Below are 14,086 nucleotides of genomic sequence, written 5' to 3' on the forward strand. Positions count from 1 at the left end.
CCTTTACTCCCACCCACGCAATCGCTGGGAACTGCTCTTTTAAATGCTGCTCGACATCCTTTTCGTTTACCCGCCAGCGGGCTACGCCAGGCTTGAGCCCGGCCACCGTAGCTGCGCGCCGCACTGCTGCCGGATCAATCTCACGGGTCCCACTCACCTCTACCACCCAGATAAAGGAAAAAAAGAGGTAAAGAGCCGTCAAAAAGAAGAGCGCGCCGCCGCAGAGGGCCTTCCGCCGCCGCACCCGCCACAACCAGAAGAAGAGGCCCCTCTTTTTCCGGATCCTAAAGCGGCTATCCGTGCGCCGCGCAATGTGACGGAGTGCCCCCACCGCGCCCACACGCACCCGTAAAAGCATCCGGTTGCTACCGAGATAGGTTACATCCCATAGCCTAATCCCACGGCTCACGGCCATATTGATGAAGCGCTCCAGGGATTTGCCCTCAACAAGAAGCGTCACGTATCCTTTTAGGTACCGCAATAAGCGCAAGCTTAAAACCTCCTCTTTCCCCCTCCACGATTACCTCGTCTGGAAGAATGCTTCGTAAAACAAGGTCCCGGCCGGAAACGGCCACTTCCCCCGCCTCGACCAGCAACCTAACGCCCTCCCGGTCGTAGGCTATAATGCCGCGGTGGTTTTCGACAATGACCTGGATCCTACCGGTAATGATTACCCTAGGCAGGTTAAGGGCAACCTCACCGGGCAACTCCAGCATCGCCGCCGCTTTACGCTTAAACTGTTCCCCCATCCTGGGCCAGCGCATCCCAAGCCCCAAAACTTCACCTGCTTTGAGATACCCTTTCCCCCGGTAGAATCTCTATGCCGCAGCAAAGCCAAAAAGAGCCCCGCAAAAGCAAGAAGCAAAAGAAAACTAAAAAGTTGCCTTAGTAAGGCAACTTTTCTGGTCGTAGCTATAAGTCGTAATTATAGGGATAAAATTAGGGAAAGATCTACCTAAAGGAACGCCGCTGCCGTCTGCGGGCCGCTTCCGACTTTTTCTTCCGCCGTACGCTCCGGCTTTCGTAATGCTCGTGGCGGCGCGCATCGGCCAGGATACCGGCACGCTGGCACGTACGCTTAAACCGCTTCAGAGCGCTATCGAGAGTCTCGTTCTTGCCCACTCTAACTTCCGCCATGCCTCATCCCTCCCTCCGCCGATATTTTAAAAAGCGGAGGTTCCAGATACCGCCTAACCTGGAGGCCATAGAAGCGGCCGCCCGGCAATAAGATGGTAGTGCAGGTGAAAGATTAGCTGTCCTCCGCCACGCTGGCAGTTGGCTACTAAACGAAAGCCCTTTTCCGTAAGGCCCAACTCTTGGGCCACTTGGACTGCCGCCTGGTGCAGTCTTCCGATCAGAACCTCATCGCCCGGTTCCATAGCGAAAAAAGTGCTGATATGTTTTTTGGGGATAAAGAGAATGTGTATCGGTGCCACCGGGTTGATATCTTTAAAGGCTAAAATCGCGTCATCTTCGTAAACAATAGTAGCCGGGACTTCCTTTCGCACGATCCGGCAAAAAAGGCACTCCTCCACACCCTACACCTCCAGCCTTAATTATTCCACGCCTTTTCCGGAAATCCTGCTGAAAATCCTAAACCCCTTAGTAAAAAGATTCAGCTTTATTTTACGGCACATTGTAAGTTTAAGAAATATTCTGTCAATAGCTCCCCGCATAGAAGCTTTCCTTTAACTTTGCAAACCCGAACCGGCACGATCAACCCCCGGAGATCGCCGCCCCCCGTAAAAACCACCGGGAGATAGTGCTCACTCAACCCCTCCCAAAACCCCGCTGCGTTTTTCCCCTCGACAAGCACATTTACCGTCCGGCCAGAAAAGCGCGTGGCAAAGGCGTGGCTAAGCGCCGCCCCTACGTTTAAAAGCACCCTCAACCGTTCTTCCTTTACGGGCCCTGGAACTTGGTCTTTAAAGGTCGCCGCCGGTGTACCGGGGCGAGGCGAAAACTTAAATACGTGCAACCCGGCAAAACCAATCTGCCGGATAAAAGCTACGCTTCTATCAAAGGCCGCCTCCGTTTCACCCGGGAAGCCCACCATAACATCGGTGGTAATGGCAATCTCAGGAATCTGCGCGCGCAAAAAGGCAACCGTTTCCGCGTACGTAGCAGTGGTATACCGGCGTCCCATTCGCCGGAGCACCTCATCATCACCGCTTTGTAAGGGAATATGGAGATGCGGGCAAAAGCGGGAGTCGCGCGCCATCAGCGCGACCAATTCCGGCGTAACCTCCCGCGGCTCAAGCGAACTCAGCCGTAGCCGGGCGAGCTCCGGTAATTCCAATACTCGCGTGATGAGCCCTGTCAGGCTAAGGGGTGGCTGCAAATCGCAGCCATAAAGACCGATGTGGATGCCGGTTAAGACAATCTCTTTGAAGCCGACCGCTAGCAGCCGTCGGGCCTCCGCCAAAACGGCCTCCGGTTTCCGGCTTCGTAGTGGCCCGCGGGCGTACGGTACCAGGCAGAAGGTACAGAAATCCCTGCAGCCCTCCTGAATTTTCAAATAAGCGCGGGTCCGGGTGGTAAATAAGGCCGGGAGTTCCTCAAACTCGCATCTGGCCGGGAATTCCTGTACCGCCACCACTTGCCGTCCCGTACGCATCGCCTCTTCCACCAGGTCGACCAACCTTTCCCTTCCGAAGGTCCCCACAACCACGTCTACCCCCGGAATCCCCGCCACCGCCTTTGGATTTACCTGGGCGTGACAGCCCGCTACCACGACCACCGCCTCCGGATTGCGCCGGATGGCACGCCTGATGGCCTGGCGCGACTTCTGGTCGGCGGTTCCGGTTACCGTACAGGTATTGATTACGTAAACGTCGGCGATGCTTTCGAAATCCTCAACTATCCTGTACCCCCGCCGGGCAAAAAGAGAAGCTAACGCCGCCGTCTCGTACTGGTTAACCTTGCAGCCTAAAGTATAAAAGGCCACCGCCTTCATTTTGGCCACGCTCCGTCGCAAACCGCGTTTTCTACCTCTGGATAAGCGGTTCAGAAATCAGGCGGGGTAAGGCCTTACGCCAGCTCTCCTAGCGTATAGAGCACCAGGGCCACCACGACCATCCCCGCCGTTTCTGTGCGGAGGATGCGGCGTCCCAGGCTTACGGTGCAAAAACCGCAAGCCCTAGCCGCTTCGACCTCCGCGCTGCTGAAGCCCCCTTCAGGTCCGATAAAAAGGGTGACCGCTGCCGGATTCTTACCCTTTAATGCGGCACGCAAGGGAAGCTCCTCTTCTCCTTCCCAGGGCATAAGCCGTAGGGAATCACCGGGAGCAGTGAACGCTAACGCCTCCTCAAAGGCACAGACCGTGCCGACTACGGGAACCGCACCCCGACCACATTGCCGGGCCGCTTCCCGCGCTACCTTCTGCCATCGCTCCTGCTTCTTAGCGGCCCGGTCCTCATCAAGCTGAACCACCACCCGCTCGGTCAGAACGGGAATAATACGCGCTACGCCGAGTTCCGTAGCTTTCTGGATAACTAAGTCCATCTTATCGCCCTTGGGGATCGCCTGCAGGAGGGTAACTTTAACCCGCGGCTCGGTATCGGCTACGACCGCGCGCGTAAGAGATAACACGACCTCGCCACCATTTATCTCCTGGATAAAAGCTTCGCCAATCCGCCCTTCGCCATCAAAAACCGTAACCCCGTCGCCAAGGCCAAGCCGCAAAACCCGGGTCAGGTACTTCACGTCGCTGCCCCGAACCATAACCTTGTTTTTAGTCCACTGCTCTGCCGGAACGAAAAGCCTGGGCAAAATGATCCCTATCCCGCTTTAATTTATGCTAAAAGTATACCATAAAAAACGCTAAAACCGTCAAAACAGAAAATGTCTGGCCTTCACCGGACACCTGTAGGCACTGCGCTCGTTTTTTCTTTTTTCACGTCTCGCGTTTGACTTCACAACCTCCCTTTCTCCCGCGTCCCGTTGCCGGTTCCTGCAGTCTTTCTATCTTTTTCGGCCTCGTCTACAGTACCCGCAACCACGGCCGGCACATCCTTAAGGTTATGCCGGCAATAAGGACAGAACCAGTCCCCGATATCAGCCGCACTGTAAGACCATTGGTTACAGCGTGGGCGTTTCTTGGCAAACATTTTCCCACCGCCTAAAGATTGCCATGAAAGAATATTTTTATGTCACGCGTCTTAAGACCCTATGCTGCCTCACTAGGTATATTTTCCCGCCAGAAGGCGTCTTTGTCAAGAAAAAGTTGCCAAAACAAACTGCTAAAGAGAAGACCAACTAACCCCAACTCCCGAGTAAGGGCGTTGGTTAGAGGAGTAAAAACTGCCCAAGAGAGAAACAGCGCCTTCTTGGCCACCGCATCTTAACCCACCGCACGGTGCCTGAAGGCGTTCAGATCGACAACTGGTAGCGCTAACGGGATTCGAACCCGTGTCTCCGCCTTGAGAGGGCGGTGTCCTGGGCCCCTAGACGATAGCGCCGCAACCCGAAGTCCAGATGCCAGAAGACAGCGCCTGAAACTTTTCTATTTTTGGCTGCGGGACCAGGATTCGAACCTAGACTACATGGTCCAGAGCCATGCGTGCTACCGTTACACCATCCCGCAGCTACGCCTAAATTATACTATAAGCTCTTCTACCTGACAAGAGTTTGCTGACCTATTCCGCGGGTTTAACGTTGGCCTCAATCCAGGCGGCGGCGCGTTCCAATCGCTCAAGGCAACGCTCCTTTCCCAAAAGGGCGATGATATCGAAAAGGCCGGGGCCCACCGTCCGTCCCGTCAGGGCGAGCCGCGTTGGGTGGATAAGCGCCCCGCCGCTAATCCCCTCCGCCTCGATTAAACGGCGGTAGGCCGCCTCCGTTTCGGCCACCCCGAAAACTGCTACCCCGGCCAAGGCTTCCCTCCCCTTGCGGAGCAAGGTAGCCACACCGGGCGCCGTGAAGAATTTCTTTACGCCCTTCGGATCGTAACCGAAATCGTCACGGAAGAAGTATGCCGTCATGTCTGCGAGTTCAAGCAGGGTGCGTGCCCGCGATCGGACTGTTCCGAGGACCTTGCGGACGTAATCCTCCTGCTGCGGGTCCAGAACCGCACCGATGAGTCCCGCCGCGCGCATGAAGGGCAAGGCCAGTTCTACCAGGCGTTCAAGCGGCACGCTATTGATATACTGGCTGTTGAGCCAGGTTAACTTTTGAACGTCGTAGACGGCGGCGTGTTTGGAAACCGCAGCGAGGGAAAACTCCCGGATGATCTCCTCCCGGCTCAATATCTCCCGCTCGTCGCCCGGCGACCACCCTAAGAGGGCCAGGTAGTTGAAGAGCGCCTCCGGCAGGTAGCCCTGGTTCCGGAACTCTTCAACGCCCGTCGCTCCGTGGCGCTTGGAGAGTTTCGAGCGGTCGGGGGCCAAAATCATCGGCACGTGGGCAAAAGCAGGCAGGGGATAGCCGAGAGCCCGGTAAACCAGGATCTGCTTCGGCGTGTTCGAAAGGTGCTCCTCCGCCCGGATCACGTGGGTAACGCCCATCATGGCGTCGTCCACGACGCACGCGAAGTTGTACGTAGGAACCCCGTTTGACTTCATGATAATGAAATCATCAAGCGCTGCGTTTTCAAAGACCACCGTCCCGCGGATCAGGTCCTCAACTACTGTCTGGCCGTCCGGCGGTACCTTTAGCCGGAGAGCCGGCTTCCCTCCCTGAGCTTCCTTGGCCGCCCGCTCCGCCGGTGTAAGTTCCCGGCACCGGCCACTGTAGCGCGGGGCCCTCCCGGCCTTGCGCGCCTCCTCCCGTTCGGCCGCCAGTTCTTCTGGCGTGCAATAACAGGGGTAGGCTTGTCCGGAAGCGAGAAGCTTTTCCGCCTCCTGCCGGTAAAGCGCCAGTCGCTCCGACTGCCGGTACGGCCCGGTAGGCCCGCCCTTATCTGGTCCTTCATCCCAGTCGAGCCCGAGCCAGCGCAGGCTCTCGATGATTCCCTGCACCGCGCCCTCGATGTGCCGCTCAAAATCTGTATCTTCCAGCCGCAAGATAAACTTCCCGCCGTTAGCCCGGGCGAAAAGGTAATTAAAAAGGGCCGTTCGCGCTCCGCCGATATGGAGGCTTCCCGTTGGACTCGGCGCAAACCGGACCCTGACACCTGATAGCAAGATTCGTTCACACCTCCTAAAAGATATAGCCCAAAAGATTAACCGGCTGCCGCCATTATAATTCCCCCGCCTGCCTCTGTAAAAAAGAATTGTCCGCGCCTTCCGGAAAATCTTCTCCTAGAGAAAGCTCTTCCCCCACCTCCCGCCGGACGTAACCCGTGCCCCCGCACTGCGGACACGTTTGGAGCAACATCTCCGCCAGGCTCGGGCGCGATTTTTTCCTGGTTAACTCAACAAGGCCGAGCTTCGTAATTCCGAGGAGGTGAGACCGCACCCGGTCGCGCCGCAGGGCTTCCTCTAAGACCGATAGAACCTGCTGGCGGTGCCTCTCCTCCACCATATCGATAAAATCGATGATGATAATGCCGCCGATATTCCGCAGCCTGAGCTGACGGGCGATCTCGCGCGCCGCTTCAAGATTCGTTTTGACCACCGTCTCCTCAAGGCTTGCCGAACCAACGTACTTACCTGTATTCACATCGATGACGGTGAAGGCCTCGGTCCGGTCAAAGACAAGATAGCCGCCTGATTTCAACCAGACACGCCGCTTCAGCGCCCGCTCCACTTCCTGCTCCACCCCGTAGGCCGCCATCAGATCCAGCCCGGTTTCGAGAAAAACCCGATCTTTAAGCTCCGGGCCAAGGTCCATGATTATGGATAGGACTTCCTGCCGGAGCGCTTCGGAATCGACCACAAGACGGTTAACGTCACCGGTAAAGAAATCCCGCAGGATGCGCGGTAAAAGGTCGATATCCCGGTAAAGAAGCCTGGGCGCCGGCTCCCGCGCCTTCACGCAGATATCCTCCCAGCGATTAACCAGCATCTCTAGGTCGTGCCGCAACTCTTCCTCCCCGACGCCCTCGGCGGCTGTCCGGACAATGAGCCCCATCCCGGTGGGGCGAAGCGCCGTGGCTATTTGCCGCAGGCGCTCCCGCTCGGCGGGAGAACCAATCCGCCGCGAAACGCCGATGTGCTGGACGCTCGTAGCCAGCACCAGGTACCTCCCTGGAAGCGTCACGTGCGCCGTTACCCTGGCGCCTTTAGCCCCGAAATGGCTCTTGACTACCTGGACGATTATTTCCTGCCCGGGCTTTAAAATCTGCTGAATCTGGAGCCGCCCGCTTCGCTTTCCTGCTAACACCCGGGCGTCTTTAACGTAAAGAAAGGCGTTTCTCTCGAGGCCGATGTCTACAAAAGCGGCTTCGATACCGGGCAGAACGTTTTCTACCCGGCCCTTATAAATACTGCCCACGAGCTCCGCCCCAGGGGGCTCAAAGTAAACTTCTACGGGAACGTGGTCCTCAAGGACCGCAACGCGCATCCGGTTGCCCGCCGAGGAAACAATGATTTCCTTAAGCATTGCTTACGCTCCTATCGCTACCTTTAGCCGAGGCTAACCGTCCGGTCACCGACTACCGTATAAAGTCCGGTACGGTAGTAGTCAAAACCTTCCGGCGTTCCTGGCAGCGATCCTAGCCGCCAGAGAATCGCCGTTACCTCTTCGGGGCGGACGTTACCCTCCTGTCCGGCCTGCACTAACATCGTCACTACAATTTTCCCTTCTTCGAGAGAGGCGTCAAGGGCAAAAATTCCCGGGCGGATATCGCGCTCCTGCAGCCCCTTTTTCCCCTGGCGCACACTTTTAATTTCCCCTGCCTGCAGTACCCTTTGCACCGCTTCGGTCAGGGCCGCCTCGCAGAGTCCCGCAGCCGGCCTTCCCTCTGCCCGGTAGGTCGCCCGCCGGACCGCCGCCATCAGATTGGCCTCTTCGCGGGGCACGCGCCTGACTCGTATTACGGTTAACCCTTTCGGCAAAACCGGCCCGAGGCGCGCCTGCACCAGTTCCGGAGCCACAGGTACCCGTAGATAAGCGTCGACAAGTTCCCTCAGCCCGGCAACTCCGAGAGGCAGCGGCGCCGCGAAAACCAGCCGGGGGCGCGGATTGAACCCCTCCGAGTAGGCGAGCGGTAACTCCGCCCGCCGGCACGCCTGCTCAAAAAGACGTACCAGGTCCAGATGGCCGATCCAGCGGGCCGGTCCCTCTTTACGAAAGGTGATCCGGTAACGAAACAAGGCCGTCCTCCTCTGCCAGCACCGGCGCCACACCTAAAGCCGGGCAGATCCCGCAAGCCATACACTCTTCCCACCGGCAATCAGGCGTAACCTCCCCGCGGTAGGCCCGCTGGTGTTCTTCGATCAGAAACTCCCGGCTTACGCCCACGTCAATATGGTCCCAGGGCAGCACCTCACCGTACGCGTAGCGCCGCTGGGCGTAATCCTCCGGTTGGAGCCCGGCTTCGGCAAAAGCCTCCAGCCACCGGGTCAGACTGAAATGTTCCCGCCAACCGTCAAAGCGGCAGCCCCGCCGCCGGGCGCCAAGCAACACGGCCCCGAGCCTTCTGTCGCCCCGCGCAAAGACGGCCTCAAGCATGCTCATCTCTGGGTCGTGCCAGTCGAAATCGATGCGCCGGTCTTTTAAGCGCCGTTTCAGGTAGCGGATCTTCTCCTCCAGCACCGCGCAGGGCGCCTGTGGCTCCCACTGAAAGGGGGTGTGTGCCTTCGGGACGAAACAGGCCACACTCACCGTCACCCGCAGCTTCCCCTTCGGGACGCCACACTCTTCCCCTACACGCAGGACATCGCTTGCCAGAGCCGCAATCCCGTCAAGGTCCTCTTCCGTCTCCGTAGGCAGCCCAACCATGAAGTAGAGCTTCACCCGGAGCCATCCGGAAGCGAAAGCCGCCTCTACCGCCCTTAACAACTCTTCCCGCGTAACCCGCTTGTTGATCACGTTGCGCAGCCGCTGCGTTCCCGCCTCTGGCGCAAAGGTGAGCGTCCCTTTGCGGACTTCCTGCAAGCGGCGGGCAATTTCAACCGCAAAGGCGTCGGCCCGCAGGGAAGGAAGCGAGATGCTCACCTTATCCGGCGCGAAAGTCTCGATCAGCCCGTCGACCAGCGGCAGGAGCCGGGAATAGTCGACAGAGCTGAGCGAAATTAGCGAAATCTCCCCGTAACCCGTATTTCTGGCGAGTTCTCTGCCCTGGACGAGAAGCCGCTCTAGGCTTTTCTCCCGTACCGGCCGGTAGATTATTCCCGCCTGGCAGAAACGGCAGCCCCGGCTGCACCCCCTGAAAATCTCCAGCATCCCCCGGTCGTGCACCGCCTCGACCCAGGGGATCACCGGCCGCACCGGGAAGGGAGCCCCGTCTAAATTCGCCACCACGCGTTTGGTTACTTTCTCCGGGATGCCGGGGAATAGAGGGCGAACGGAGGCTATCCGGCCGTCTTCCTGGTAACGTACCTCGTAAAAGGAAGGCACGTATACGCCGTCAATCGCCGCCGCCTCCCGGAGGAATTCCTGCCGTCCCTTTCCCTCCTGCCGGGCTCTGATATAGGCGTCGAGCAGCTCGTGAACGACCTCTTCCCCTTCACCAAGCACAAAGAGGTCGAAAAAGGCGGCTAGCGGCTCGGGATTGAAGGCACACGGCCCCCCGCCGATTACCAGCGGTTCACTCTCCCGCCGTTCCGCCGCTACCGGACTTACGCCCCCGAGTTCCATCATGTTAAGCACGTTCGTATAAGTAAGCTCGTATTGGAGGGTAAAGGCGAGAATATCGAAATCACTGAGTGCCCGGCGCGACTCGAGCGAAAAGAGAGGTATCCGCTCCGCCCGCAAAAGCGCCTCCATATCTGGCCAGGGAGCAAAGACCCGTTCCATCAGGGCGTCCGGCCGCCCGTTTACTATGGCGTAAAGAATCTGGAGCCCGAGGTGGGACATCCCGACTTCGTAAACGTCGGGGAAGGCAAAAACGACCCTTACCTTTACTTTCTCCCAGTCTTTCTTTACCGCGTTGTACTCGCCGCCTACGTAGCGCCCCGGTTTTTCAACCAGGCGCAGCAGCCGCTCCACATCCCGCATCGAATGACCTCCGCGTTATGTTATAGATTATACCAGAATTATCTACACCTAAGCAGACCCTTCATTCCTTAAAATTTTCCCCCGCGAAATAAAAAGGGGGCGGCCCCCTTTCCCCGCCCTAAGTCAGGTAGCGAGCGGTTACGGCCCACCCCTAAAAAGTGCCTACGCGCCCCCGGTAATCGCGAGCAACCGGCGGATTATAGTGGCAGCTTCCGCCCGCGTGACGCTCTTGTCGGGTCGGAAGGTGTGGTCCGGGTAGCCGGTGATAAGCTCTTGCGCCAGGGCTATGCCGACAGCATCCCGGGCCCACACCGGAATCGCGCCGGCGTCGCGGAAGCTCAGTGCGGCAGGTGCCGCAGCCCCCAGCCTTTTAGCCGCAAGCCGCGTCGCCAGGACGGCAAGCTCCACCCGACTGACCGCCCGTTCCGCCCCAAAGCTCACTTTCCCGTTCGGCTCCGGGTAACCCTTTACTATCCCTTCCCGCACCGCCGCTGCCACTGCCTCCCGCCCCCAAGCGGGGATACGCCCGGTATCCTGGAAACGCAGCGCCGCCGGATCACCGGGCGCGAGACCCAACAGCCGCACCAGGATGACGGTCGCCTCTGCCCGCGTCATTTGCTGCTCCGGCCTGAAGGTACCGTCAGGATAACCATAAACGAGCCCTCTTACCACAAGCTCACCCACCACTCCGGCCGCCCAGTGTCCCGGCAGATCGCTAAAGCTGGGCGGTAGCGCCGCCGGCAGCGATGGACCCGCTGCCGCCACAAAGATATCGGTAACCCGGTTCCGGTCACCCGCCACCAGGTTGTCCGCCTCCGAAGCGAAAGCTACCAGCCCGTTATTGGCTAAGGACGGCGCCAAGCTCTTACCGTTTGCAGAAACGCTTACCCGCTCCAGACGGTGCGTCTCGCGGTCGTAAACAAAAACGTCCGCCTTTTTGTTCATATCGCCCGCTACCAGGTTATCCGAGTCGGAAACAAAAGCTACGAACCGCCCGTCCGCGCTAATAGAAGGGAAAAGATGCTCACCGTTTCCCTCCGCTCCGCTGCTCGAAACGCTCACCCGCTTAACCGTGCGCGTTACGCGGTCGAAGACAAAGATATCCGGCTTATGGTTCTTATCGCCCGCCACTAAGTTGTCCGCTTCCGAAACAAAGGCCACGTACCGTCCATCGGCGCTGATGGAAGGCAGATAGCTACTTCCGTTCCCCTGCTGGCCGCTGTTGGAGATACTCACCCGCTCGATCCGCCGCGTTTCCCGGTCGTAAACAAAGACATCAGCTACCCCGTTGGTATCTCCGGCCACTAAATTATCCGCGTCGGAGGTAAACGCAACGTAACGCCCGTCAGCACTAATTGAAGGCTGGTAGCTATCCCCGTCAGCTTCGGCGCCGCCGCTAGTAAGGCTCACGCGCTCCTTCACTGTTGGCCCACTTAGGAAAGAGACCGCACCAAAAGAAGCCGGGAGGCTAAAGATTAATAGCAGCAACACCAGCATCAACTTGAAACTCTAGATAAACAATGAGTTATGCCGCAGAACTACCCCTCCCCACAAAGGATATAAAAGCAAAAGAGGCAATAGGCGCCATAAAAAGCAACTCTCGCCTGTTAAGGCGATTTTACGTAAAAAATCCGTTCTCTGTCCATATGGAGTTAGTGGAAGCAGAGGTAACATCTAACCTGTGAAGGAAACTCCAGGAAGCGACCAGACTGGACAGAATTAAAAATACGGGCATGGCAAGATTCAAACCATGCCCGTAACTCTTATAGCCCCTAACATCCGGGGCCTTGATTTCCCTGGTCGGAGCGACAGGACTTGAAATATACTCTCCCTGGTTTAAGCCTTGTCTTTCTTAGGTTTTTTCGCTTTGGGCTGACAAACAGGCTGACTGTTCAGCATCTCAATAACATTCGTTCCCTTTCTCACGGCGTGAGCGTAAACCGCCGCGGTCGTGGCCGGACTGCTGTGGCCCAGGAAGGCGGCCACGGTAGGAAAGGAGTATCCGGCTTCCAGCAGGAGAGACCCTGCCGTGTGCCGCAGGTCGTGGACGCGGATATGGTCTATTCCCGCCTTCTTTAGCGCCCGCGCCAGCGTCCGGCGCACCGCCTCTTCCCTTACCGGCCTCCCGTCTGGGGCGGCAAAGATAAGAGTGTTATCACGCCTTAACGGGGACACTTTACTTTTTCCTTCGCGCTGTTTATGGTTTCTTAGAAGTTCCAGGGTTTTTTCGTCAAGTTTTAATGTGCGTTCGCTGGCAGCGGTCTTTGTGTCCTCCTTGATTTTCCTTTTCCGGACGTTGACCGCCCTCTTGATTGTTACCGTTCCTTTGTCCAGGTCAACGTCCTTCCACATTAACCCTAAAACTTCCCCTAAGCGCATGCCCGTAACTGCCAAAAGGCGGATAATAAGGTGGTGCTTGTAGTTTTCCGCCGCATCCAGCAACCTTTTTAACTCTTCCGGCGTCAGGACTTTCTTTTCTTCCCTCGGCACCCGCGGAGCGCGCAGGCCCGCCGTCGGGTCGGTATTCAGCAGGCCCCAGGCCACCGCCTGCCGAAAGGCCGTTTTGAGCGTCCCGTAAATGCCCTTCGCGGTTTTTGGTTTCACTTTAAGCTGGTTTAATCCTTCCTGCAGGTCAAAAGAATTTAACCCGTACAACTGCAGGTGGCCTATAATCGGAATCAATTTTTTTACGTGCCACGTATAGGTTTCGTGCGTCCTTTCCGAAACCGTCCCCTTTATCTTCTCCAGCCAATCGAGCAGGTACTCCCCGACGGTTTTGGCCGCCTGCTTCGGCCCGTACCTGCGCTTTGCCACCTCCAGCTCGGCGGCCCTGGCCCGCGCCTGGGAAAGCGTGCCGTAGAAGGTTTCGTACTGAATAATTCTCTTCCCCTGAACATCCCTCCCGTGGTATACTAAGATTTGATAGCGGTTTGGCCCTTTCCTCCGGATCTGTGCCATTCTCAAAGACACCTCCAAAAGAAAAGGGCCGGGCAAGGGTTTACTTCGCCCCCGCCCGGCCCTTTTCCTGCTTTGTGTACTCAGCCAGTAGGTATTCCTTCAGCGATTCTTCCGGTATCCGCAGCCGTCTCTCCGACAGCCTGACCGCCTTCAGCCTGCCCGTCGCCACCAGCTCGTAGATATAAGCTTTTTTCACCCGGAGGATTTTAGCGACCTCCGGGGCGGTGTAGAATTTCAAGTTTATAGCATATCCCCCCTATTTTTTGGCTTTTCAATAAAAAACCCGGCCCCAAAAAGCCGGTCCCCCTTCGCCAGCAGCAGCTGTCAATTAAAACAAAGCGCGATAAAATTTTTGTTATTGCACTTTCAGTTCCCAAAAGTTCAACAAAGCCGCAAGGCCCAATCCCCTACCCTGAACCGGCCGGGCGGGAAGCGTCCGTTTCGCCCACCCACTCCCACCAAATGGTTCCCGGCCACAGCTGGACCGGGCAGGGGAAAAGCGTTATCCTGCCCAGGTCGGGGTATTTTTCTTCCACCAACCGGACAGCCTCCTCGGGGGTGGGGGCCACTACCCGGCCCTGGCGGTAGATTATTGCCGCCTTTACCTGCCTGGCTAGCATTTCCTCTTCCCTCCCTTCCTCAGCGCAAGACAGGCGTGGAACGCCGCCCTTAAGTTTAACTCCCGGTCTCCAGGCATTTCCTTTGCTTTCTTGTCGATGGCCCGCACCCTTTTGCCCAGGTCTTTTTCCCGGCTGGTGGCGCGGAGCAGCCTGCCCACGGCGGCGGCCAGGGCGGGGTCGGGGTGGGGGTAGCGCATGTAGATCAGCTCCTTTCTTTTAAGTGAAATTTCGTTAGTGTCTTGCCGTCTGGCAGAAGCTCCTTTCGGTTTGGGTTTCCTGAAAAAGAAAAAAGCCCGCAGGTCTTTTGTGGGCCTGCGGGCACTTGAGTTTGCCCCAGGCGGGGGTTCCGGGCCATTTTTACCCCCGTTTTTAAGTCAGCAGGTAGTTTTATACCTGCTGCATGAAAAACAGGTTCTTTAACTCGCCGCACCCCCTCCCTGTTGAGTTTTGCTACATTTCGCCAGCCC

General features: G+C 57.6%; 16 protein-coding genes and 2 tRNA genes. All 18 read right to left on the reverse strand.

From position 1 onward, the window contains the following. Positions 1-490: sporulation protein YqfD (locus tag ACUVTA_RS02780; RefSeq protein ID WP_445951459.1), on the reverse strand; the 490-nt coding region annotated here is incomplete at its 3' end. Further along, positions 444-776: a sporulation protein YqfC gene (yqfC, locus tag ACUVTA_RS02785; protein ID WP_445951460.1), complete on the reverse strand. Its 333-nt coding sequence runs from the start codon at positions 774-776 to the stop codon at positions 444-446. The genes ACUVTA_RS02780 and yqfC, both read right to left, overlap by 47 nt. 175 nt (positions 777-951) lie before the next feature. Further along, positions 952-1,137: a 30S ribosomal protein S21 gene (gene rpsU, locus ACUVTA_RS02790; protein WP_123927714.1), complete on the reverse strand. Its 186-nt coding sequence runs from the start codon at positions 1,135-1,137 to the stop codon at positions 952-954. Between the two features lie 53 nt (positions 1,138-1,190). Then, entirely contained in the window at positions 1,191-1,535 is a 345-nt protein-coding gene (locus tag ACUVTA_RS02795) for a histidine triad nucleotide-binding protein (protein ID WP_445951461.1), read from the reverse strand. Between the two features lie 86 nt (positions 1,536-1,621). Beyond that, positions 1,622-2,977, reverse strand: a complete 1,356-nt coding sequence (gene mtaB / locus ACUVTA_RS02800) for a tRNA (N(6)-L-threonylcarbamoyladenosine(37)-C(2))-methylthiotransferase MtaB (protein ID WP_445951462.1) — start codon at positions 2,975-2,977, stop codon at positions 1,622-1,624. Between the two features lie 53 nt (positions 2,978-3,030). After that, positions 3,031-3,771, reverse strand: a complete 741-nt coding sequence (locus ACUVTA_RS02805) for a 16S rRNA (uracil(1498)-N(3))-methyltransferase (protein WP_445951463.1) — start codon at positions 3,769-3,771, stop codon at positions 3,031-3,033. Positions 3,772-3,914: 143 nt separating this feature from the next. Continuing rightward, positions 3,915-4,109: a hypothetical protein gene (locus ACUVTA_RS02810; protein WP_445951464.1), complete on the reverse strand. Its 195-nt coding sequence runs from the start codon at positions 4,107-4,109 to the stop codon at positions 3,915-3,917. A gap of 275 nt (positions 4,110-4,384) precedes the next feature. Next, positions 4,385-4,460, reverse strand: a tRNA-Glu gene (locus ACUVTA_RS02815). Positions 4,461-4,511: 51 nt separating this feature from the next. Then, positions 4,512-4,585 (reverse strand) — tRNA-Gln (locus tag ACUVTA_RS02820). A 52-nt stretch (positions 4,586-4,637) separates the two neighbouring features. Next, the gene (gltX, locus tag ACUVTA_RS02825) at positions 4,638-6,122 is read right to left on the reverse strand and encodes a glutamate--tRNA ligase (RefSeq protein ID WP_445951465.1); all 1,485 of its coding nucleotides are present in this window, start codon (positions 6,120-6,122) and stop codon (positions 4,638-4,640) included. 55 nt (positions 6,123-6,177) lie between these two features. Beyond that, complete coding sequence (locus tag ACUVTA_RS02830) at positions 6,178-7,482, reverse strand: Rne/Rng family ribonuclease (protein WP_445951466.1); 1,305 nt, start codon at positions 7,480-7,482, stop codon at positions 6,178-6,180. 23 nt (positions 7,483-7,505) lie between these two features. Then, positions 7,506-8,195: a TIGR03936 family radical SAM-associated protein gene (locus tag ACUVTA_RS02835; RefSeq protein ID WP_445951467.1), complete on the reverse strand. Its 690-nt coding sequence runs from the start codon at positions 8,193-8,195 to the stop codon at positions 7,506-7,508. Continuing rightward, the gene (locus tag ACUVTA_RS02840) at positions 8,167-10,041 is read right to left on the reverse strand and encodes a TIGR03960 family B12-binding radical SAM protein (RefSeq protein WP_445951468.1); all 1,875 of its coding nucleotides are present in this window, start codon (positions 10,039-10,041) and stop codon (positions 8,167-8,169) included. Before ACUVTA_RS02840 ends, ACUVTA_RS02835 begins: the two co-directional genes overlap by 29 nt. A gap of 162 nt (positions 10,042-10,203) precedes the next feature. Further along, positions 10,204-11,463 (reverse strand): S-layer homology domain-containing protein, encoded by a 1,260-nt coding sequence (locus tag ACUVTA_RS02845; protein WP_445951469.1) that lies wholly within the window; start codon positions 11,461-11,463, stop codon positions 10,204-10,206. Between the two features lie 414 nt (positions 11,464-11,877). Beyond that, positions 11,878-12,999, reverse strand: a complete 1,122-nt coding sequence (locus tag ACUVTA_RS02850; RefSeq protein ID WP_445951470.1) for a tyrosine-type recombinase/integrase — start codon at positions 12,997-12,999, stop codon at positions 11,878-11,880. 40 nt (positions 13,000-13,039) lie between these two features. Further along, entirely contained in the window at positions 13,040-13,237 is a 198-nt protein-coding gene (locus ACUVTA_RS02855; protein WP_445951471.1) for a helix-turn-helix domain-containing protein, read from the reverse strand. A 169-nt stretch (positions 13,238-13,406) separates the two neighbouring features. Then, complete coding sequence (locus tag ACUVTA_RS02860) at positions 13,407-13,619, reverse strand: hypothetical protein (protein WP_445951472.1); 213 nt, start codon at positions 13,617-13,619, stop codon at positions 13,407-13,409. Then, positions 13,613-13,816, reverse strand: a complete 204-nt coding sequence (locus ACUVTA_RS02865) for a hypothetical protein (protein ID WP_445951473.1) — start codon at positions 13,814-13,816, stop codon at positions 13,613-13,615. Before ACUVTA_RS02865 ends, ACUVTA_RS02860 begins: the two co-directional genes overlap by 7 nt. Between the last annotated feature and the right edge of the window lie 270 nt (positions 13,817-14,086).

Source organism: Thermodesulfitimonas sp., from assembly GCF_052743955.1.

What these genes read in the sequence shown, in the direction of transcription:
- ACUVTA_RS02830 (WP_445951466.1), bottom strand. Translation starts at nt 7,482, where the DNA reads ATGCTTAAGGAAATCATTGTTTCCTCGGCGGGCAACCGGATGCGCGTT.
- ACUVTA_RS02865 (WP_445951473.1), bottom strand. Translation starts at nt 13,816, where the DNA reads ATGCGCTACCCCCACCCCGACCCCGCCCTGGCCGCCGCCGTGGGCAGG.
- ACUVTA_RS02860 (WP_445951472.1), bottom strand. Translation starts at nt 13,619, where the DNA reads ATGCTAGCCAGGCAGGTAAAGGCGGCAATAATCTACCGCCAGGGCCGG.
- ACUVTA_RS02810 (WP_445951464.1), bottom strand. Translation starts at nt 4,109, where the DNA reads ATGTTTGCCAAGAAACGCCCACGCTGTAACCAATGGTCTTACAGTGCG.
- ACUVTA_RS02850 (WP_445951470.1), bottom strand. Translation starts at nt 12,999, where the DNA reads ATGGCACAGATCCGGAGGAAAGGGCCAAACCGCTATCAAATCTTAGTA.
- ACUVTA_RS02840 (WP_445951468.1), bottom strand. Translation starts at nt 10,041, where the DNA reads ATGCGGGATGTGGAGCGGCTGCTGCGCCTGGTTGAAAAACCGGGGCGC.
- rpsU (WP_123927714.1), bottom strand. Translation starts at nt 1,137, where the DNA reads ATGGCGGAAGTTAGAGTGGGCAAGAACGAGACTCTCGATAGCGCTCTG.